At 67.1% G+C, this 16321-nt stretch carries 13 protein-coding genes; 1 reads left to right on the top strand and 12 read right to left on the bottom strand.

Annotated features, from left to right (window positions below; all coding sequences use genetic code 11):
- Positions 1–54 precede the first annotated feature (54 nt).
- The 9 genes from OH799_RS32260 to OH799_RS32220 form a co-directional block, all read right to left on the bottom strand.
- Complete coding sequence (locus OH799_RS32260; protein WP_406272130.1) at positions 55–2898, bottom strand: ComEC/Rec2 family competence protein; 2844 nt, start codon at positions 2896–2898, stop codon at positions 55–57.
- A complete protein-coding gene (locus OH799_RS32255) occupies positions 2895–3878 on the bottom strand; it encodes a helix-hairpin-helix domain-containing protein (protein WP_406272128.1) in 984 nt (327 codons plus the stop codon). Before OH799_RS32255 ends, OH799_RS32260 begins: the two co-directional genes overlap by 4 nt.
- 188 nt (positions 3879–4066) lie before the next feature.
- The gene (locus OH799_RS32250; protein ID WP_406272126.1) at positions 4067–4555 is read right to left on the bottom strand and encodes a GNAT family N-acetyltransferase; all 489 of its coding nucleotides are present in this window, start codon (positions 4553–4555) and stop codon (positions 4067–4069) included.
- Positions 4556–4838: 283 nt separating this feature from the next.
- Positions 4839–5681, bottom strand: coding sequence for a DegV family protein (locus tag OH799_RS32245; RefSeq protein ID WP_406272123.1), 843 nt, complete (start codon positions 5679–5681; stop codon positions 4839–4841).
- Positions 5682–5684: 3 nt separating this feature from the next.
- Entirely contained in the window at positions 5685–6419 is a 735-nt protein-coding gene (gene octT, locus OH799_RS32240) for a diglucosylglycerate octanoyltransferase (RefSeq protein ID WP_406282788.1), read from the bottom strand.
- An 802-nt stretch (positions 6420–7221) separates the two neighbouring features.
- Positions 7222–7881: a histidine phosphatase family protein gene (locus OH799_RS32235; RefSeq protein WP_406272121.1), complete on the bottom strand. Its 660-nt coding sequence runs from the start codon at positions 7879–7881 to the stop codon at positions 7222–7224.
- A gap of 61 nt (positions 7882–7942) precedes the next feature.
- Positions 7943–8353: a ribosome silencing factor gene (gene rsfS / locus OH799_RS32230; RefSeq protein ID WP_406272118.1), complete on the bottom strand. Its 411-nt coding sequence runs from the start codon at positions 8351–8353 to the stop codon at positions 7943–7945.
- Positions 8354–8405: 52 nt separating this feature from the next.
- Positions 8406–9047 (bottom strand): nicotinate-nucleotide adenylyltransferase, encoded by a 642-nt coding sequence (gene nadD, locus OH799_RS32225; protein ID WP_406272115.1) that lies wholly within the window; start codon positions 9045–9047, stop codon positions 8406–8408.
- A gap of 324 nt (positions 9048–9371) precedes the next feature.
- Entirely contained in the window at positions 9372–10049 is a 678-nt protein-coding gene (locus tag OH799_RS32220) for a macro domain-containing protein (RefSeq protein ID WP_406272112.1), read from the bottom strand.
- A gap of 105 nt (positions 10050–10154) precedes the next feature.
- Between OH799_RS32220 and OH799_RS32215 the strand changes: the two genes are divergently transcribed.
- Entirely contained in the window at positions 10155–11744 is a 1590-nt protein-coding gene (locus OH799_RS32215; protein WP_406272109.1) for an ADP-ribosyltransferase domain-containing protein, read from the top strand.
- 149 nt (positions 11745–11893) lie between these two features.
- Here OH799_RS32215 and OH799_RS32210 read toward each other — a convergent pair whose 3' ends face one another.
- From OH799_RS32210 to OH799_RS32200, 3 genes are read right to left on the bottom strand one after another with little or no spacing between them, the layout of a single operon-like run.
- Complete coding sequence (locus tag OH799_RS32210) at positions 11894–13402, bottom strand: FAD-binding oxidoreductase (RefSeq protein WP_406272106.1); 1509 nt, start codon at positions 13400–13402, stop codon at positions 11894–11896.
- A gap of 24 nt (positions 13403–13426) precedes the next feature.
- Positions 13427–14857 carry an aminobutyraldehyde dehydrogenase gene (locus tag OH799_RS32205; protein ID WP_406272103.1) on the bottom strand — a complete coding sequence of 477 codons (1431 nt, stop codon included), beginning with the start codon at positions 14855–14857 and terminating at the stop codon, positions 13427–13429.
- 43 nt (positions 14858–14900) lie between these two features.
- Positions 14901–16148, bottom strand: coding sequence for a cytochrome P450 (locus OH799_RS32200; RefSeq protein WP_406272100.1), 1248 nt, complete (start codon positions 16146–16148; stop codon positions 14901–14903).
- Positions 16149–16321: the final 173 nt, after the last annotated feature.

Here is a 16321-nt window from a genome sequence, read left to right as displayed (position 1 = left end):
CGGCGATCGACAAGCCGCATCGACCATTCGATGAGCACCTTCCGACCTCGTGACTCACCGGGAGGTCGTCATGCCCAGGCTTCGGCCGTCGCCGACGATCACGATGTCGCCACGCTGGTCGGTGCGTGCCACCGTCGCGCCGAGAGCCGACAGTTCCGCGAGGACGGCGGGATTCGGGTGGCCGAAAGTGTTGTCCGCGCCGACGCTGACGAGAACGACGCGGGGACGCACCGAGTCGAGGAAATCCCTTGTGGTAGTGCGTGATCCGTGGTGTGGAAGCTTGAGGATGTCGGCCTGGATGGGGATTCCGGCATGCATCAGCGCGCGCTGCGCGGGTGCTTCGATATCACCGGTGAGCAGGATGCGACCAGCAGGAGTGCTGGCGGCGACAACCACGGAGCGGTCGTTCGCGTCATCGGCTTCGGCTCCGCGGATGGGCCGTGGCCCATGCGGGTTCGGCGCCAGCACTTCGAGTTCGACCGCGCCGAAACTCAACGCCTGTCCGGCGGACAGCTCCAACAGCGGCACCCCTGCATTTCTGGCGACGGTCGCGACCTGCGACAGACCCGCGACCGGCACCAGTGGGTCGGTGCTGCCGGCCCGATTCACCGTCGGCGCATGCCCGTATCCCCCAGGCCGGCAAGGAATGTCCGCCCGTGTCGAAGCGCCGTCGCCGGTCCGGTTGCCTCCGGACAGTCGCCACTCGGCCACGGATGCCGTCTTGTCGTGGGTACGTATCTGCACACCCGCGTCACGCTCGGCTGCATTATCGAGCCCGTCGCCGGTTCGGAACCGCGCACCTCTGGGCACCACGCGGATGTCGCGCACACGGCTGGGCCAGGCGTCCGCATGTCTCCGCTCGCCTGACGGTGTTGCGGGATTATTTGATTCGCAGTTCGCGTCGGCCCCAGGGGGCGGGTGCGCGTGTTCGGATGCGATGGCCGGTGGGAGTCCGTCGAGCTCGTGCAGGCCGACAGCTATAGCGGCGACCGCTCGGTGCTGCAAGGCGCCGGTCAGGCCGCCGATGTGGTCGGCATGCGGATGGGTGAGGATGAGCAGGGGGATCTGCGAGATATGGAGGCGGTCCAGACAGGTTCGGATCGGACCCGGGTCGGGTCCGACGTCGATCACCACGGCGGTGCCGGGACCGACCGCGAGGGCAAGGCCGTCGCCTTGGCCGACGTCGCAAGCCGCGAGGATCCAGCCGTTCGGCGGCCAGCCGGGATGCCAGACGCGGACCGGGACCAGGACCGCCGCGACACCGAGCGCGACCGCGGCGGCGATTCGACGCACGGCACGCGAGCGCAGCGCCACGATTGCGGTCGCGATGGCGATGCTCGCCATCAGCCCACCCGCGACACCGCCCGGCACCGCGACAGACGCCCCGGGTAGGGCGGCCGCATGTTCGGCGACGAACAACAACCACCACATCGGTGGAGCGACGCACCGTAGAACGAGACCGGCGAGTGGCGAGCAGAGGCAGGACAGGACCGCACCACCTGCCCCTATTACGGTGATCGGCGCGACAACCGGTGCCACAAGAACATTCGCGAGGACGGCAATGAGGCTGAGCCGCCCCGTAAGTGCGATCATGATCGGCGCGGTGACCACGAACGCTCCCGCGGACACCGCGACGATCTCGGCGGGTGCGCGCCACCAACCCCTGGCCCGCAACCAATCGGCCCAGCTGGGCGCCACCAGAATCAGACCGGCGGTCGCGACAACCGACAGCGCGAAACCAGCGTTTACGGCGAGTCCGGGCCACAAGGCGAGCAGCGCGATGGTCGCGGCGCACAGCGCGGGCAGTGCCTGTTTCCGACGACCGGTGATCAAGGCCAGCACCGTGATCGCACCCATCGCCCCGGCACGCAGCACACTCGGGTCCGGACGCGCGACGACCACGAACATGAGCAGCGCCGCCGCCGCGACAGCCGCCGCGGTACGCGGGCCGAGGGTCAACAGCCGCACGGCGAACAACACGACGGATAAGAGAATGGTGAAGTTCGCGCCACTGACCACACAGAGGTGTTGCATCCCCGCGATGTCGAACTCGCCGCGAACCTGGGCGGGCAGCGCCGAGGTGTCGCCGACGACGAGCGCAGGCAGGAGCCCCGCGGCATCGGCCGGCAGGACCCGTGCGGCCGCCGCCGCGAAATCGGCACGCACCGAGCCAGCGACGCCCTGCCACCACGGCAGCGGTCCGACGACCTTCGGCGGTCCGTGCGCGCTCAGCGCCACGACGGTGAGATCGGCTCGACGCGGCTGATCCACCCGCGCGAGGAACTCGACCGGCCTGCCGGGCGACAGCTCGGCCCACTCCTCCCCGGTGGCAAGGACCACCACCGCACCACCGGCACGAACTGTCGCGTCGCCGCGCCGGAACTCCCGCAGATCCGCCCGGATCACCCATTGCTTATCACCACCGAATGTCTTGCTGCGCACCGCTTTCGGATCGTCGGTCGGCGCCGCTACTACGTGTAGCGACTGTCCCGACGCTGCCCGCAGCGGATGTGTCGCCACCCGATGTGCCCGCCACGCCGCGGCGGCCGCGAATCCCGCGCCGAGCACCACGGCCGCGAGTGCCACCACCGCCACGGCCCGCCATCGTTCACCGCGGTGCGCGATCGCCCACAGCAACAGCACCCACAGCCCGATAGCCAACACGGCCAATGCGGCGGCCAGCATCACTCCCGTCCTCCACCCCGCCGTCAACGCCACGATCGTCGCTGCCCAGCAGCACAGGGCCGCGGGCAATAGCCTGGCATCGAGCACCTGCGCGGCATCGGAATCGTCTCGAGCCGAACGGTGACCGCCGACGTGCGCAGTGGCGTCGTCCCCCTCCGAACGTGCACCTGTTGCGCTCGTCGAGCCGATCTCGCCGCTCGAGCCGGACCTCATACCGTCACCAGATCGCGCAGCCGGGCAAGCCGGGCGGGGCCGATTCCCTCGACCTCCCCGAGTTGCTCCACGGAGGTGAAGCGACCATTGGTGGTACGCCAGCTGACGATGGCGCGGGCGGTGACCGGCCCGACACCCGGAAGGGCGTCGAGTTCGGTCTCGGAAGCGGTATTGAGGTCGACCCTGGCCGCCGGTCCCGACGGGCGGCCCGAGGAAGACGACGAGCCGGACGGTGGGCGACCGCCCGCGCTGATCGTCGAGCTGCCGGGCTGCGGCAGACCCGGGTTCGGTGTAACCGGACCGACCAGCACCTGGTCTCCATCCGACAGACGCTGGGCGAGGTTGAGGCCGCTGGTGTCGGCGCCGTCGATCGGTCCGCCTGCCGCGGCGATCGCGTCGGCGACCCGCGACCCCCCGGGCAGCCGGACCAGACCGGTGTGATGGACCAGGCCGACGACGCTGACGACCAGTTCGGTCGCCGACTGGCCCGGATCAGTGTGCACCGGCAACGCACCGGGCGGCGCGGCCATGCTCGCCGACAGAACCGCGGCAGGTCGCGAAGCGGCCGTCGGCCGTATCGCGGGCAGCGGCGGAACCACCTGGGCTATCGGACGCTCACGGAACACGACCACCGCGGCGACCGCCATCGCGGCCAGCCCGACCACCACCAGCGCGCGCACACCGCGACGGCCCGGATCGAGCCGGACACCCCGGAACCGCACCGGCACAAGGCGATCCCGCCAGCCCGAGCCGGCAACCGGTTCCTCGAGCCAGCCGGGAGACCGCACGCGACAGACCTCGCGCTCGTTCTCCTCCGCCGGGTCCAGGTCGGCGGGCAACTGCTCGAGATCCCATTGCCCCAACCCGGCGGGCGGACCGGCCGCGCGGATGCCGGCACCGGCCGTTCCGCTCGCCCCGATCTGGGCGGTCAGGGCGCCCAGTCGCCGTCGCACTCGCTCGCGTTCGTCCTGTCGTGACATGGCGGCGACGGTAATGCCACGGCACGGCGCAAGGCCCCACACGACCAGCCGATTCAATGAACCTGTTGATAGCGATCGCACTGTGGACAACTCGATCCGGAGACACGGGTCAGCGACTGCGACGAGCCCTCGGCGCGACACCGACTGCGCCCCGCCATTCCTCCTCCGCAATACGCTGATCCGACACGTCAGCTCAGATCTTTGGCGAAGCAGTTCGACAACGGCAGCGGCTCGTAAGGCGAGAAGATCGGAATCCGATGGTAGCCACTGCGTCGGTAGAACCGAACCGCTTCCGGTTGCAGGTGACCGGTCTGCAAAATCAGTCGCGGGCGCCCCGCCGCGCGGGCGGCGTCCTCGGCGGCGCCCAGGAGCAGCGCCGCGGCGCCGGAACCGCGGCGCGCTGGACGAACGAACATCCGTTTGACTTCGAGATCGTCGGCGTTCCAGCGGATCCCGGCGTGGCCGGCGGGCTCATCCGAGTACGCGACGAAGGTGCGGTGCACAGTGGCGGGATCGACCGCATGCGGGTCGGTGCGCAACGTCTGCTCCAGGTCGGCGTAGCGCGGTCGGACCTCGGCGGCCATCTCCGCTCGCAGTGCCACCGCATCGGGATGCTCCCAGTGGACCGAGGATACGGTCAGCGGCGGACGGATCGGCGGAATCGCGGAACTTTTCATCAGATGTTCAGCGCGGATTCCTCCTCGTTCACAAACAGGAGGAAGCGCTTTCCTCCTTTTGGTGTCGGTGGTGGCGGCTAGGTTGTCGGGTATGGATGAGGTGGTGCGGTACAGCTATCGGCTGCGGCCGGACCGCGCGGCGGGGCGTGCTTTGCCGGCGGTTTCTGTGGGATGAGCCGTCAATCAGCAGAAATCGGAGCCCATCGGCGTTCGGTACGTTGAGCAAACTCCTGACCGATGCCCGCCGTGCTCGAATACGGATCACCGAGATTGCTGCGTCGGGTCAGGCACAGCCGCCGGGGACGACGAGAACGCCGACGGCGCCGAGGCCGAGATGGACGGCGAGAATGGGGCCGAATTCGGCGATCACGAGTTCACGGATGCCGGGGATGAGGTCACGCAACTGGGCGGCAACGGTGTTTGCCGCGTCCGCGGCGGCGAGATGCTGGACGGCGACCGCCGCGCCGCCCTCGCCTGCGGCGTCGACGGCCGCCGCGACGAGTTTCGCGTACGCCTTGGAGCGGGTGCGGGCTTTCTCGCGGAGTTCGAGTCGCCCCTCGACGATGTGCAACAGCGGCTTGGTGACCAACTCCGTGCCGAAGAACGCCGCCGCGGACGACAGCCTGCCACCGCGCCGCAGCTGCTCCGTGCGGTTGACGAGGATGAACGCGCGGGCGCGGCTGGAGGTGGTGACCGCCGTGTCGTACACGACGTCCAGCGGCGCCCCGGCACGCGCCCGCCGCGCGGCGGCAAGCACCGGCAGCCCGGTCGCCAGCCCAGCGCCCAGCGAGTCGACCAGGCGCACCCGGTCGGCGGCGTCCATGTCGCGGACAGCCTGCCGACCCGCCTCCCAGGTCGCGGACAGCTGCCGGGAAATGTGCACCGCGACAACACCGTCACCGCCGCTGCGTATCAGTGCCTGCTCGTACACCGCGCGAAGCTCCCCCGGCGACGCCGCGGAAGTGGTCACCGTGTCCGCGGCGTAGTCGATATCGACCGGATCCACACCCTCCCTGATCGCCCGGTCACCGATCAGGACATGCAGTGGGGCGACGACGATATCCAGCTCGTCGACGTGTTCGGCAGGGACGTTGGCGGACGAATCGGTGACGACCACGACGGCCACGGACTACCGAACCTCCTGCAGGGTCTTCACCATCGCGTTGGCCACGGCGGTGTGCCCCGCCCAGCCCCAGTGGATTCCGTCCGGGTTCGCCTCACCGGAGAAGATGTTGTCGCGCACCGCTTCAGCGAGGTCGACCAGCGGCACCGAGGTGCGGCCCGACCAGGCTCGCAACGCCTTGACAGCGGGCTCCCGACCGGAGTGTACGCGCCCGTAGGCGTCGCATTGATGCACCGACGGCAGCACCGCGACAACCGGCAGATCGGGCCGCAGCTGAGCCAGCGCGTTGCGCGACTGTTCCAGGTAGTCGACGCTCACCTTCGGCGGAAGCGCCACGGGACGGCCGAGTTTCGAGAGTTTCGGCTGCAACCAGGTATAGGTGGCGCGGACCGCGCGGCGGATGGCGGGTGGGCGCACGTAACGGATCAGCTCGCGTAGCGCGGTCGGCAGTGGCGAGGGTAGCGTGTCCATGCCGCCGACGGCGAAGACCACCGCACCGGCGCGCGGTACCGCGGCCCACACGCGCGGATCACCGATCAGTGCCCAGTAGGCGTCGCGGCAGGTCCAGCCGATACGGCCGACCAGTTCGACGTCCCAATCCAATTCGGCGGCAACCAGATTCGGCCAAATCCGCGGATCGTCGGCAGGCAGTCCACCCTTCGGCCCGAAATAGGCGAGCGAGTCGGCGATCACCAGCAGCACGGGGCGCGGGGAATACCGCGGTTCGGCGGATACTTCCACTTCCACTGATTCCGCTGTGGGAGAGAAAGATTCGGCAGCGACGACAGAATCTGCTGCCTGAATTACCATGTCAGCGGCGGACTCGGCAACGGATGCCGACTCCGCTGCGAGGACCACGCCGGCGGCGGAATCGGCGTTGGCGGCAACCTCCGGGTCCGCGGAAAGCTCCGCATCAGCCGCAAGCCCCGCGTCCGCGGCAACCTCCGCATCCGCGGCCGAGTCTGCGGCGGCAAGCCCCGCGTCCGTGGCAACCTCCGCATCGGCGGCACAGTGGGCCGCGGCAACTTCTGAGTCGGCGGCAGGCTCCGCATCAGCCGCAAGCTCCGCGTCCAGGGCACGGACCACGTCGGCGGCAACCTCGGCGTCAGCCGCAGGCCACGCGGCAGTGGCGGCGTCGGCGACGGCGACGACCCCGACGGCAAGCTCGTCGTCGCGGATGCGGTCGATATCGGCGGCGGCTGCGGCGGATGAGCCGGTCTCGACCCCCACGACGACGGAATCGGTTGCCGGATCAGCAGACTCCACCACGGCGGCAGCCGCGACATCACCATCCGCAACGGCGACTCCGACAGCATCCGCTACCGCTGCGTCACCCTCCGCGTCCGCTCCGTCGGATTCCTCGGCGGATGACGTTTCCGCCGCGCCGGATTCACCGACCGCGCCCGACGACGCTCCCTCGGGCTGGACACCGGATTCGTGTCGAGCCGGTGGCGGGCCGCCGAACAGCGCGTCCGGCAAGTGTCGTTCGGCTTTTGCCGAAACCTTCCGGAACAGTTCGTCCGGGACCGACCTGATCGGCTCTTCAGAGGACATCGGGTGCTACCTTCGCCGCTGCGTTCCACACATCCAGACGCCAGCCGGGCTGTTCGATGCTCGGGCCGTGGCTGCTGAGCTGCACCCAGCTGGTATTGGCCAGTCCTCCGAGGATGGGCCAGTTCTGGGGCGGCAGGTCGAGCAGCGCGGCCGTGAGGGCGGCGATCAGCCCGCCGTGCGCCACCAGGATGATAGTCCGGCCGGGCCAGTCCTGCCGCTCGACAAGCAATTCCTGGACCACCGGCAGCGACCGCGCGCCGACCTCGAGTTTGCTCTCGCCGTTCGGCGGGGTGTAGCTAGCGTCGAGCCGCCACGCCATGCGCGCGCCCGGGTAGTCGGCGTCGACCTCGAGGTGAGTCAATCCCTCCCAGTCGCCGAGGTCGGTCTCCCGCAGCCGGGTGTCCGGGGCGATGGTCAGCCCGGTGTGGTCGGCAAGCGCCGTAGCGGTGTCGAACGCACGGCGCAGGTCCGAGGAGAGAATCGCGATGGCGTTGCGCGACACGAGTTCGCGGGCAGCCTCTTTGGCCTGCCTGCGACCGAGCTCGGTGAGATCGGTGTCGATCTGGCCCTGCATCCGGTCGGTGGCATTCCATTCGGTTTGCCCGTGGCGCAGCAGGATCAAGGTGCGCACTCCGGCGTATTTGCTCACGGTCTCGCCTCACCGATGATCGGTGTGGCCGCGAACCATGTTGTCGCGACAGCTCGTTCGCTCACCGGGCCTCGTCCTCCGTCGCCGCGCCGGACCGAACCTTCGGCGTGCCGGTGATCCCCTCGACCGGCACGACCGGGCAATCCTTCCACAGACGTTCCAGGGCATAGAAATTGCGCTCGTCGTTGTGCTGAATGTGCACCACTACGTCGACGTAGTCCAGCAGTGCCCAGCGGCCTTCTCGGGTGCCCTCGCGCCGGACCGGCTTGTGCCCGGCCGCGCGCAGCTTCTCTTCCACGTTGTCGACGATGGCATTCACCTGGCGCTCGTTGGGCGCGGAAGCGATCACGAAGCAGTCGGTGATCACCAGTTGCTCGGACACGTCGAGCACCACCACGTCGGCGGCCAGTTTCTCGTCCGCCGCCCGCGCGGCGACCTGCGCAATCTCCACCGACTCGACAGACGCCGTCATACCTGCACCTCGCTGACGCTCATTGCCCGCACCTCGCTGCGCTCGCTCACGCTCAGCTACCTTCCGCTGCTCCGGGCACATACAGGTGCCGCTTCGATATGTACTGCACCACGCCGTCGGGGACGAGGTACCACACCGGCCGGTTCTCGGCGGCGCGGCGACGGCATTCGCTCGACGAGATCGCCAGCGCCGGGATCTCGATCATGGTCACCGCGTCGGCCGGAAAATCCCGCAGATGCTCCTCGAGATGATCGGTGTTCAGCTCGTACCCCGGACGGCTCACCCCGACAAACTTCGCCAGTTCGAACAGTTCCGCCCAATCCTGCCATGTCAGGATGCTGGCCAGAGCGTCAGCACCGGTGATGAAGTACAGCTCGGCGTCGGTATTCTGCGTCTGCATCTCCCGCAGCGTATCGACGGTGTAGGTGACCTTGCCACGGTCGATGTCCATGCGGCTGACCGAGAACCGGGGGTTGGACGCGGTCGCGATAACGGTCATCAGATAGCGGTCCTCAGCCGGGCTGACCTGCTTATGCGCCTTCTGCCATGGCTCGCCGGTTGGGACGAAAATCACTTCATCCAGGTCGAAGCGGTTCGCGACCTCACTGGCCGCGACCAGGTGACCGTGGTGGATAGGGTCGAACGTGCCGCCCATCACGCCCAGCTTGCGGCGGCGCCGACCTGTTTCGTGCATGACTGCCGAGCTTAACCGGGTCGGCTCCGGCCTGCTCGGGCCGGTCAGCGGGGCGGACGTCAGCTGTGGACGGCCGCCCACGCAGTGGACTCGGCACCATGGTCGACATGACACGCACCGCACCGGGCTTTCTCCAGCTCCAGAGGCGGTGAACGCGCCATCCTGCACGTCAGCGGTGAAAGCGCCCACTCGCCAGGAGTGAAATGCAACGCATGGCCCGTCGGGTTCTTCGAGTTCGCACGCCTTCGTGAAGGATGATCTCGAGGCGTGCGCCCGCGACGTGCGCTGGACCCGGTGACCGCACCATCCGAGAATGCCGGTCGATCAGCGGCCGGTCGCGGAGCGTTCGGGTCGCGCGATGCGTACCCGCTGGTCGGTGGGCGCATTCTCGATGTCGTCGAGTTGCGCGATGATTGTGCTGCGCAGGTCGTCGTAGTCTTCGAACCGGTAGTCCTTGAACAACGTGTAGCCCGTCCACATCAGGTTGGCGCACACGCGGGCAGGCACACGGCCGGTTTCGGCGCCCATGCCGACCAGCGCCACAGACTCGATGCTGCCTGGCGCCTCGTTGTTCTGTCGGTGGATCGCCTGGAACCCGGCAGCACACGCCAAGGCCACATTCAGGGTCTCGCTGACGTTCTGTGCCGACGTTTCCATAGTCGGCGTGGAGATCAGGAACTTCGGGTTGGTCGCCCCGGACGGAACGCACACCGCGCTTCCAACCGGAAGTCTTCCCGCGCACTGATCACGGATCGCCCGCTGCACTCGCAGTTGAATCCCCGCCCCGAGGTGCCGCTTGATGACCGCGTCGACCCCTCCGTCCATCCGACCCCGAGAGTTGGTCGGGGTGACCCAGGCATCGACGTTCTCATCAAGGATTGAGCCCCTATGGATCTCGATCTCGGGGTTGTCGGCAAATGCCGCCCGCCACGCCTCTACAACGTGCAGGTTGATGTCGGTCAACACCACCCTCAGCGGCGCCTGCACTCGGTTCATACTCATGATCCACTCCAATAGATGATGCGGTTCTTCCACCGTTCGCGACGCTACCGCGCCCCACTGACATGGCCGCTACCACAGCGTATTTCATGACATATAGTGCCGATGGTGAGCACAAACGATCCGCTTGCCCTTGCTGAATTGTTCAAAGGTGGCGGTGAACCGTGGCTTCCACTGCTGAAGCCCGTCATAGAGGCACAGCCGGACGCGGCCATGTTCATGGGTCCGGGCAGAAGCCCGCACGTGGTCCCTGTTCGGGAACTGACCTTCCAGGCGCTGAAGCCCAATCCACCGCACAAGTGGAAGGTCGTCGTCTTCGGCCAGAACCCGTACCCGCGGCCGGAGAGCGCCACCGGCATCGCCATGTTCGACAACAGCTTCCACAACTGGAAAGACAGCCAGTTCGGAAGGGTCGTCAGCATCCGCTGCATTATCAAAGCAGCGGCGATGTGGAAGTACGGCATACCCAAGAAGACCCCGATTGCCGATATTCGTGCACTGCTGCACGAGCAGGATGCCGTCCAGCCGCCGGAATGGTTCCAGGCGATGCTCACCCAAGGTGTGCTGCTGCTGAACGCGGCGCTCACCGCCAGTGGCGACGGGGCGATGGGAACCGACCAGCACACTGCGTTCTGGCGTCCCGTTGCCGAGCGGATCGTCGAAGAGATCCTCAGGGCCAAGCAGAACGCCGACGAGGCCGACCGTGGTGTCGCCTTCGCGTGGTGGGGTGCCCACGCACGCAGTCTGAAAAATGTTGTCCTGCGACTCCAGAAGAAGTATCCCCAGGTCGAGGTCCGGCATGTAGACCACGCCAATCCCGCGGCGCAGGGCGACATCTTCTGCAACGGTGACCATTTCGAAACGGTGAACGCGGCCCTCGCAGCGCTGGGCGCCGAGGAGATCGACTGGTTGCCGAGCACCGGGTGGAACAAGCTTGCGGCGGAAGCCGGCGGGACGGACCACGGCATCGCCGAACGCATGGGCGCGTTCATCGCGTCCACCATGGAGCTGCATCAGCTGTACCTCGAACGGCTCGCGAGCGTCAAGGACGAGGGGCTCGTCCTCCCCGCGATCACCGGCGTGTTCGAGACCCCCCTCATGGACTTCCACGACGCCATCGCCCCGGTCGCCAAGCTGCTGTCCGGTCTCGACCGGCACGCCGCGCCGTCGCACGAGTTCGGCAAGAGGCGGGCGGACCAGACGACCGGGAGTCTGTCCGCCGACGCGATTGCCGCGCTCCACCTCTACACCTGCGAGTCCGCGTTCTATCGGCAGATCAACACCGTCCTGCGCGCCCCGGACCGGGCGAAGCTCCTCCCATACCTCCCGTACCTGCGACTGCTGTTCTCGGCGGTGTCACAGCTTCCCGCCCGCAGCGAGCCGTTGTGGCGCGGGGTATCGCTGGACCTGCGTGCGCAGTATTCGCCAGGTCGGACCGTGACCTGGTGGGGAGTGTCCTCCTGCACGTCCAAGCCCAGCGTGGCGCGGGCATTCCTCGGCAGTCGCGGTAAGCGGACACTCTTCGAGGTGCACCCCACCCGGGCCGTGAGCATCCGGAATTTCTCCGCGTTCACCGACGAAGAGGAATTCATCCTCTTGCCGGGCACTCAACTGGAGGTGACGGACGTCAAGGCCGAGCGCGGTGGACTGTACATCGTGAAGTTGACCGAATCGGACGAGCAACCCCTCGTGTCCTGAGCATCGAGCCGCATCAGTAGTTCGGATGCGGATGTCTGCAAAACGGTGCGCGACAGCGTGATCGCCCCGAGCTGCTCTGGGTTCAGATAGCGGTCCTCGGCCAGGCTGACCCGCTTCTGCGACTTCCGCTCGAAAGAACCGGGGCGACTTCAAGATCGTGTGGTCGGGGTGTATCGGCCGGACAGGATGTCGTGCGGATCGAGGACTCGCTTGATGGCGGCGACACAGCGCCAGAAATCGTCGTCTGTTCGCTCGATGAACCGGTCGATCGAGTCCACGTCCATCCGCACCGGATAGATTCCCCCGGCTTCGAGTCGGCGCAGCAACAGATCCTTGTAGGCGTGCGCCGCGGCCACCGCACGTGCGTCGTTCCGGTCGAAGTAGAACGGGAACAAGCCGAACAGCGCTGTCGCACCTGCCCTTTCGTACAGCTGCGAGGTCGGCATCCTCGCCTCCTCGGCAGCCGCGCGCACGATCGAGGAGCATGCGGCCATCCGGTCCCCGGCGAACGGCAGTGTCACATTCGCGCACAACATGCCTGGCAGGTCACGGTCGTGATCGAGATCCACCGAGTCCGGCGGCACCGACTTGCCGGCCATGTCAGCGAACCCGATCAGCAGGCGGTCGGAGGGCGTGCCGTTCACCAGCCCCAGTCGCGCCTGCGCCAGTAACCGGTCCTGCGTATTCTCCGGCGGGGTTTGGTCACCTTCGGTGTCGGCCGAAACGAAGTGGTCCGTCGAACCGCCGAGTCGCCGCCGGAGTTCGCGCACTGCCTCGGCCCGCATGGCGGGGACTCCGTTGAGCACGACCTGTGCCTTCCAGACGGACGGATCGGTATTGCCGAAGTACCGGATGATCGGGTCGGTGCCGTCGGTGATCCGCAGGTGTCCGGTGATGACACCGTCGTCCTTGGCGAGCCACAGTGCGTCGACCACCTCGGTAAGGCGGCTGTCGGCCACTTCGAATGTCACTACCGTCAGCGGCGCGACCGGATGCAGGCGCAGAACGATTTTGGTGACGATGCCGAAGCCGGACTGCACGAACAACCCGCGCAGGTCTGGGCCGAGGCCGTGCGGGTAGTGGTGAACCACGGTTCCGTGGTCGGGTAGATGCCACAGGCCGGTCCGCACGACTCCCCCGTTCCCGAGCACCACCTCGACGCCGAGCAAGTCGTCCACCCGAGCACCGAGGTTGCCGCAGCCTCGGTCAAGCACGTTCCCGACGATGCTGGTGTCGGTGCCCGCGCCCGTCACGTTCAGCTTGAGCCGAGTTCCGTGCTCGGCAAGGTGCCTGGACAACTGTCCCTGGGTCACACCTGGTTCGATCACCACATACCGGTAGCGGGTATCGAGGTCCACGATCCGGTTCATGCCTGCCAGGTCGACCAGGGCAGCCGGACCGAGGCTCGGCAGCGCCGAGCCGAACCCCCAGTTGCGTCCGGTGCTCACCGGATGCACCCGAACATCCGTGGCGCGTGCGACGTCGATGACGCCGCGCACCTCGTCGAGCGAGGTGGGCCGGAGCACAGCGTGCAGGTCGCGCGCCGCGAACTCCGACACATTCATCCCGTAGTGCGCGAGCTCGCGCGGGTCGGTGGAGACCGCCGAGGCACCGAGCGCGGCGCGCCAATCGGAGATCGCCCGTTCGATCGCTTCCATCCGCGAGTTCCTCATGTGCTCAGTTCACCGCGTGGGTGATCCGGTGTGGTGTACCACGTGCTTGATTCGCGAGTAGTCATCCAAGGAGTACGTCGACAGGTCCTTACCGAACCCGGAGTACTTGAAGCCACCATGGGGCATTTCGGACGGATAGGCGAAATGCGTATTGACCCGCACGGTGCCGTAATCGAGCCGCTGGCAGAGCCGCATCGCCCGCGCGTCGTCGCGCGTCCACACACCGGCGGCGAGCCCGTAGTCGACTCCATTCGCTGCCCGGACCGCGTCGTCTTCGGTGGCGAATCGCTGGATGGTGATCACCGGTCCGAAAACCTCGCGCTGTGTGATCTCGTCGTCTTGGCGCACGTCAGCGACAACCGTCGGCTGGAAGAAGTAGCCGATGTCACCGGCGACCGCGCCTCCGGTCAGCACGCGGGCGTGCGACGGGAGCCGCTCGAGGAAACCTGATACCCGTTGGAGTTGGCGGGCGTTGTTCAGCGGTCCGTACAGCGCCACCGGATCCGACGGTGGTCCGATCCGGCACGACCGGGCGGCGGTGACCAGCGCGTCCACCAGTTCGTCGTAGATCTCATGGTGGGCGAGGATGCGCGACGCCGCCGTGCAATCCTGCCCGGCGTTGCCGAATCCGGCCTCGATTGCGGTCGCCGTGACAGCCGTGATGTCCGCGTCCGGGAACACGATCACAGGTGTCTTGCCGCCGAGCTCGAAATGCAACCGTTTGAGGTGCGGCGCCGATGTTCTGGCGACCTCGATCCCCGTCTCGACGGATCCGGTCAAGGACACGAGGCTCGGGGTCGGATGTGCCACCATGCGGCGCCCGGTGTCGTCCCCGCCGCAAATGACGTTCAACACCCCGGCGGGTAGGTGTTCGGCCGCGAGGTCGGCGAACATGAGCGCGGTTGTCGGTGTGGTCTCCGCGGGCTTCAGCACCACGGTGTTGCCCGCGGCGATCGCGGGGGCCGCCTTGAGGACCGCCATCATCAACGGATAGTTCCAGGGAGCCAGTTGCGCGCAAACGCCCACCGGCTCTCGCCGCACATACGAGGTGTGGTCCGGCACGTACTCGGCGGCGGACTTGCCCTCGAGTATCCGCGCAGCGCCGGCGAAGAAGCGCAGCTGGTCGACGACAAGGGACACATCGGACGCCGCCCGGTTCCCGGTGTTGCGGACCTCCGCCTCGGTGAACTCGTCCGCACGCCGCTCCAATTCGTCGGCAATACGCAGCAGTGCCAGCTGCCGTTCGGCGGGCGTTGTCGACCGCCACTTCTCGAAGCCGGCCGTCGCGGCCCGCACCGCCACATCGACATCGGCCGCGCCGCAGATCGGCGCCCGCAGGTACGCCTCCGCGGTGCACGGGTCGATCACATCCTGGTAGACCGCGTCCTTCGGCGTCACGAATTCGCCATCGACGAAGTTCTCCAGGGCATCGGTACCCATGCACAACCCTCTCATCCGAAGTGTCGTATCGAGTCTGTCTCGCTCACGCACGCGCGGTGACGCGCAACGACTGAAAGCCATGAAATCCGAGGTTGTTGTTCCAGTCGAGATCTTGCCGGCACACCCGCAGATGGGGCATTCGGCGATAGAGCGATGCCAACCCGATTCGGGTCGTGGAGCGCACCAGCGGATCGCCGAAACACAGGTGCCGGCCGGCTCCGAAGGTCAGGTGTTCGTTGGGGCTCGGCCGGGTGAGGACGAGCTCGTCCGCTCGGGAGAACTTGTCGGCATCCCGATTAGCCGATCCGATGTACAGCAACAACGGCTGTCCCTCCCGAATAGGGGCTTCCACACCGTTGCGACAGAGGTATGTGAAGTCGGCGCCCGCGACACGACCGATGAACTGGACCGGGTTGCAGTACCGCAGCAGTTCCTCGACAGCCGTGGCCGCGGTGTTCTCCTCGAGCAGCAACTGCCGCTCATGCGGTGGCCGTTGGTCGAGCGCGTGCACGCTGTTTCCGATGAGATATCGGATCGACGCGGCGCCGGCGAACAGCAACAAGGCGGACTGGGCAATGACTTCTTCCTCGTCGAACCGGTAACCGTGGCTTTCGGTACGGCGCATCTGGTGCATCAAGCCGCCGCGCTGTTCGGACCGTCTCGCGGACTCCGGCGCGGACAGGAACCGCACCAGCTCCCGAGTACTGTGCTGCGTTCGATGGACGTGTTCGGTGGATACCTGAGTGGACCCGAATAAATGGGCGATATCGTCGGTCCACCGTGTGAGATCGGCATGGGCCTCGCTCGGCACACCAAGGAGGTCCGCGATAACGATGGCCGACAGCGGAAAGGCGAAATCCGACATCATATCGAATTCATCTTGATCGATACCGTCGAGCAAATTATCGACCACACGCTGGATCAATGGCTCGACCCGCTCGTCGCGAAACGGGGCGTAGCTGCGGTTGGCGTGCCGCCGCAACCGGGTATGGCTCGCACCGTCGTGAAAGGCCAACCAGCGTTCGAACACGCTGAGCATATCGCCGAAGCCGGATTGCTGATCGGGCGGCAGGAACCGCAGGGGTACGTCCGCCCGTGAGTTGGACAATCGCTCATCCGACATGAGCGCCCGGCAATCCGCATACGAAAAGAATAGCCACGTGCCGCCGAAGATTCTTTCCGAAAAATACGCAGGCTGCGCGAAACGCATCTTCGCATAGAAAGGGAACGGATCGGGAATGTAGCCGACCTCGTTGTGCGAGAAAGTCTCCACGGAGAGGCTTTGCGACATCAGGGCCCTTCTTGCCGACAATATCAAGGCACGACCGCTAGTCTGCATGCCTCCCTCGCCGAAAGACTCCCCAGAAGCGGGAACGCGTGGCCCGAGCGCCTCCATCACCGCCAAGGGCTCGGCTCCGCCTCACCGCCGACCTTCAGCATCCTGGCCAGCCGGGTGTCGCGGCG

It is taken from the genome of Nocardia sp. NBC_00881 (assembly GCF_045207455.1).
Taxonomy (GTDB): domain Bacteria; phylum Actinomycetota; class Actinomycetes; order Mycobacteriales; family Mycobacteriaceae; genus Nocardia.
The sequence above is the reverse complement of the archived record's forward strand: the minus strand, read 5'-3'. Positions and strand labels throughout refer to the sequence as shown.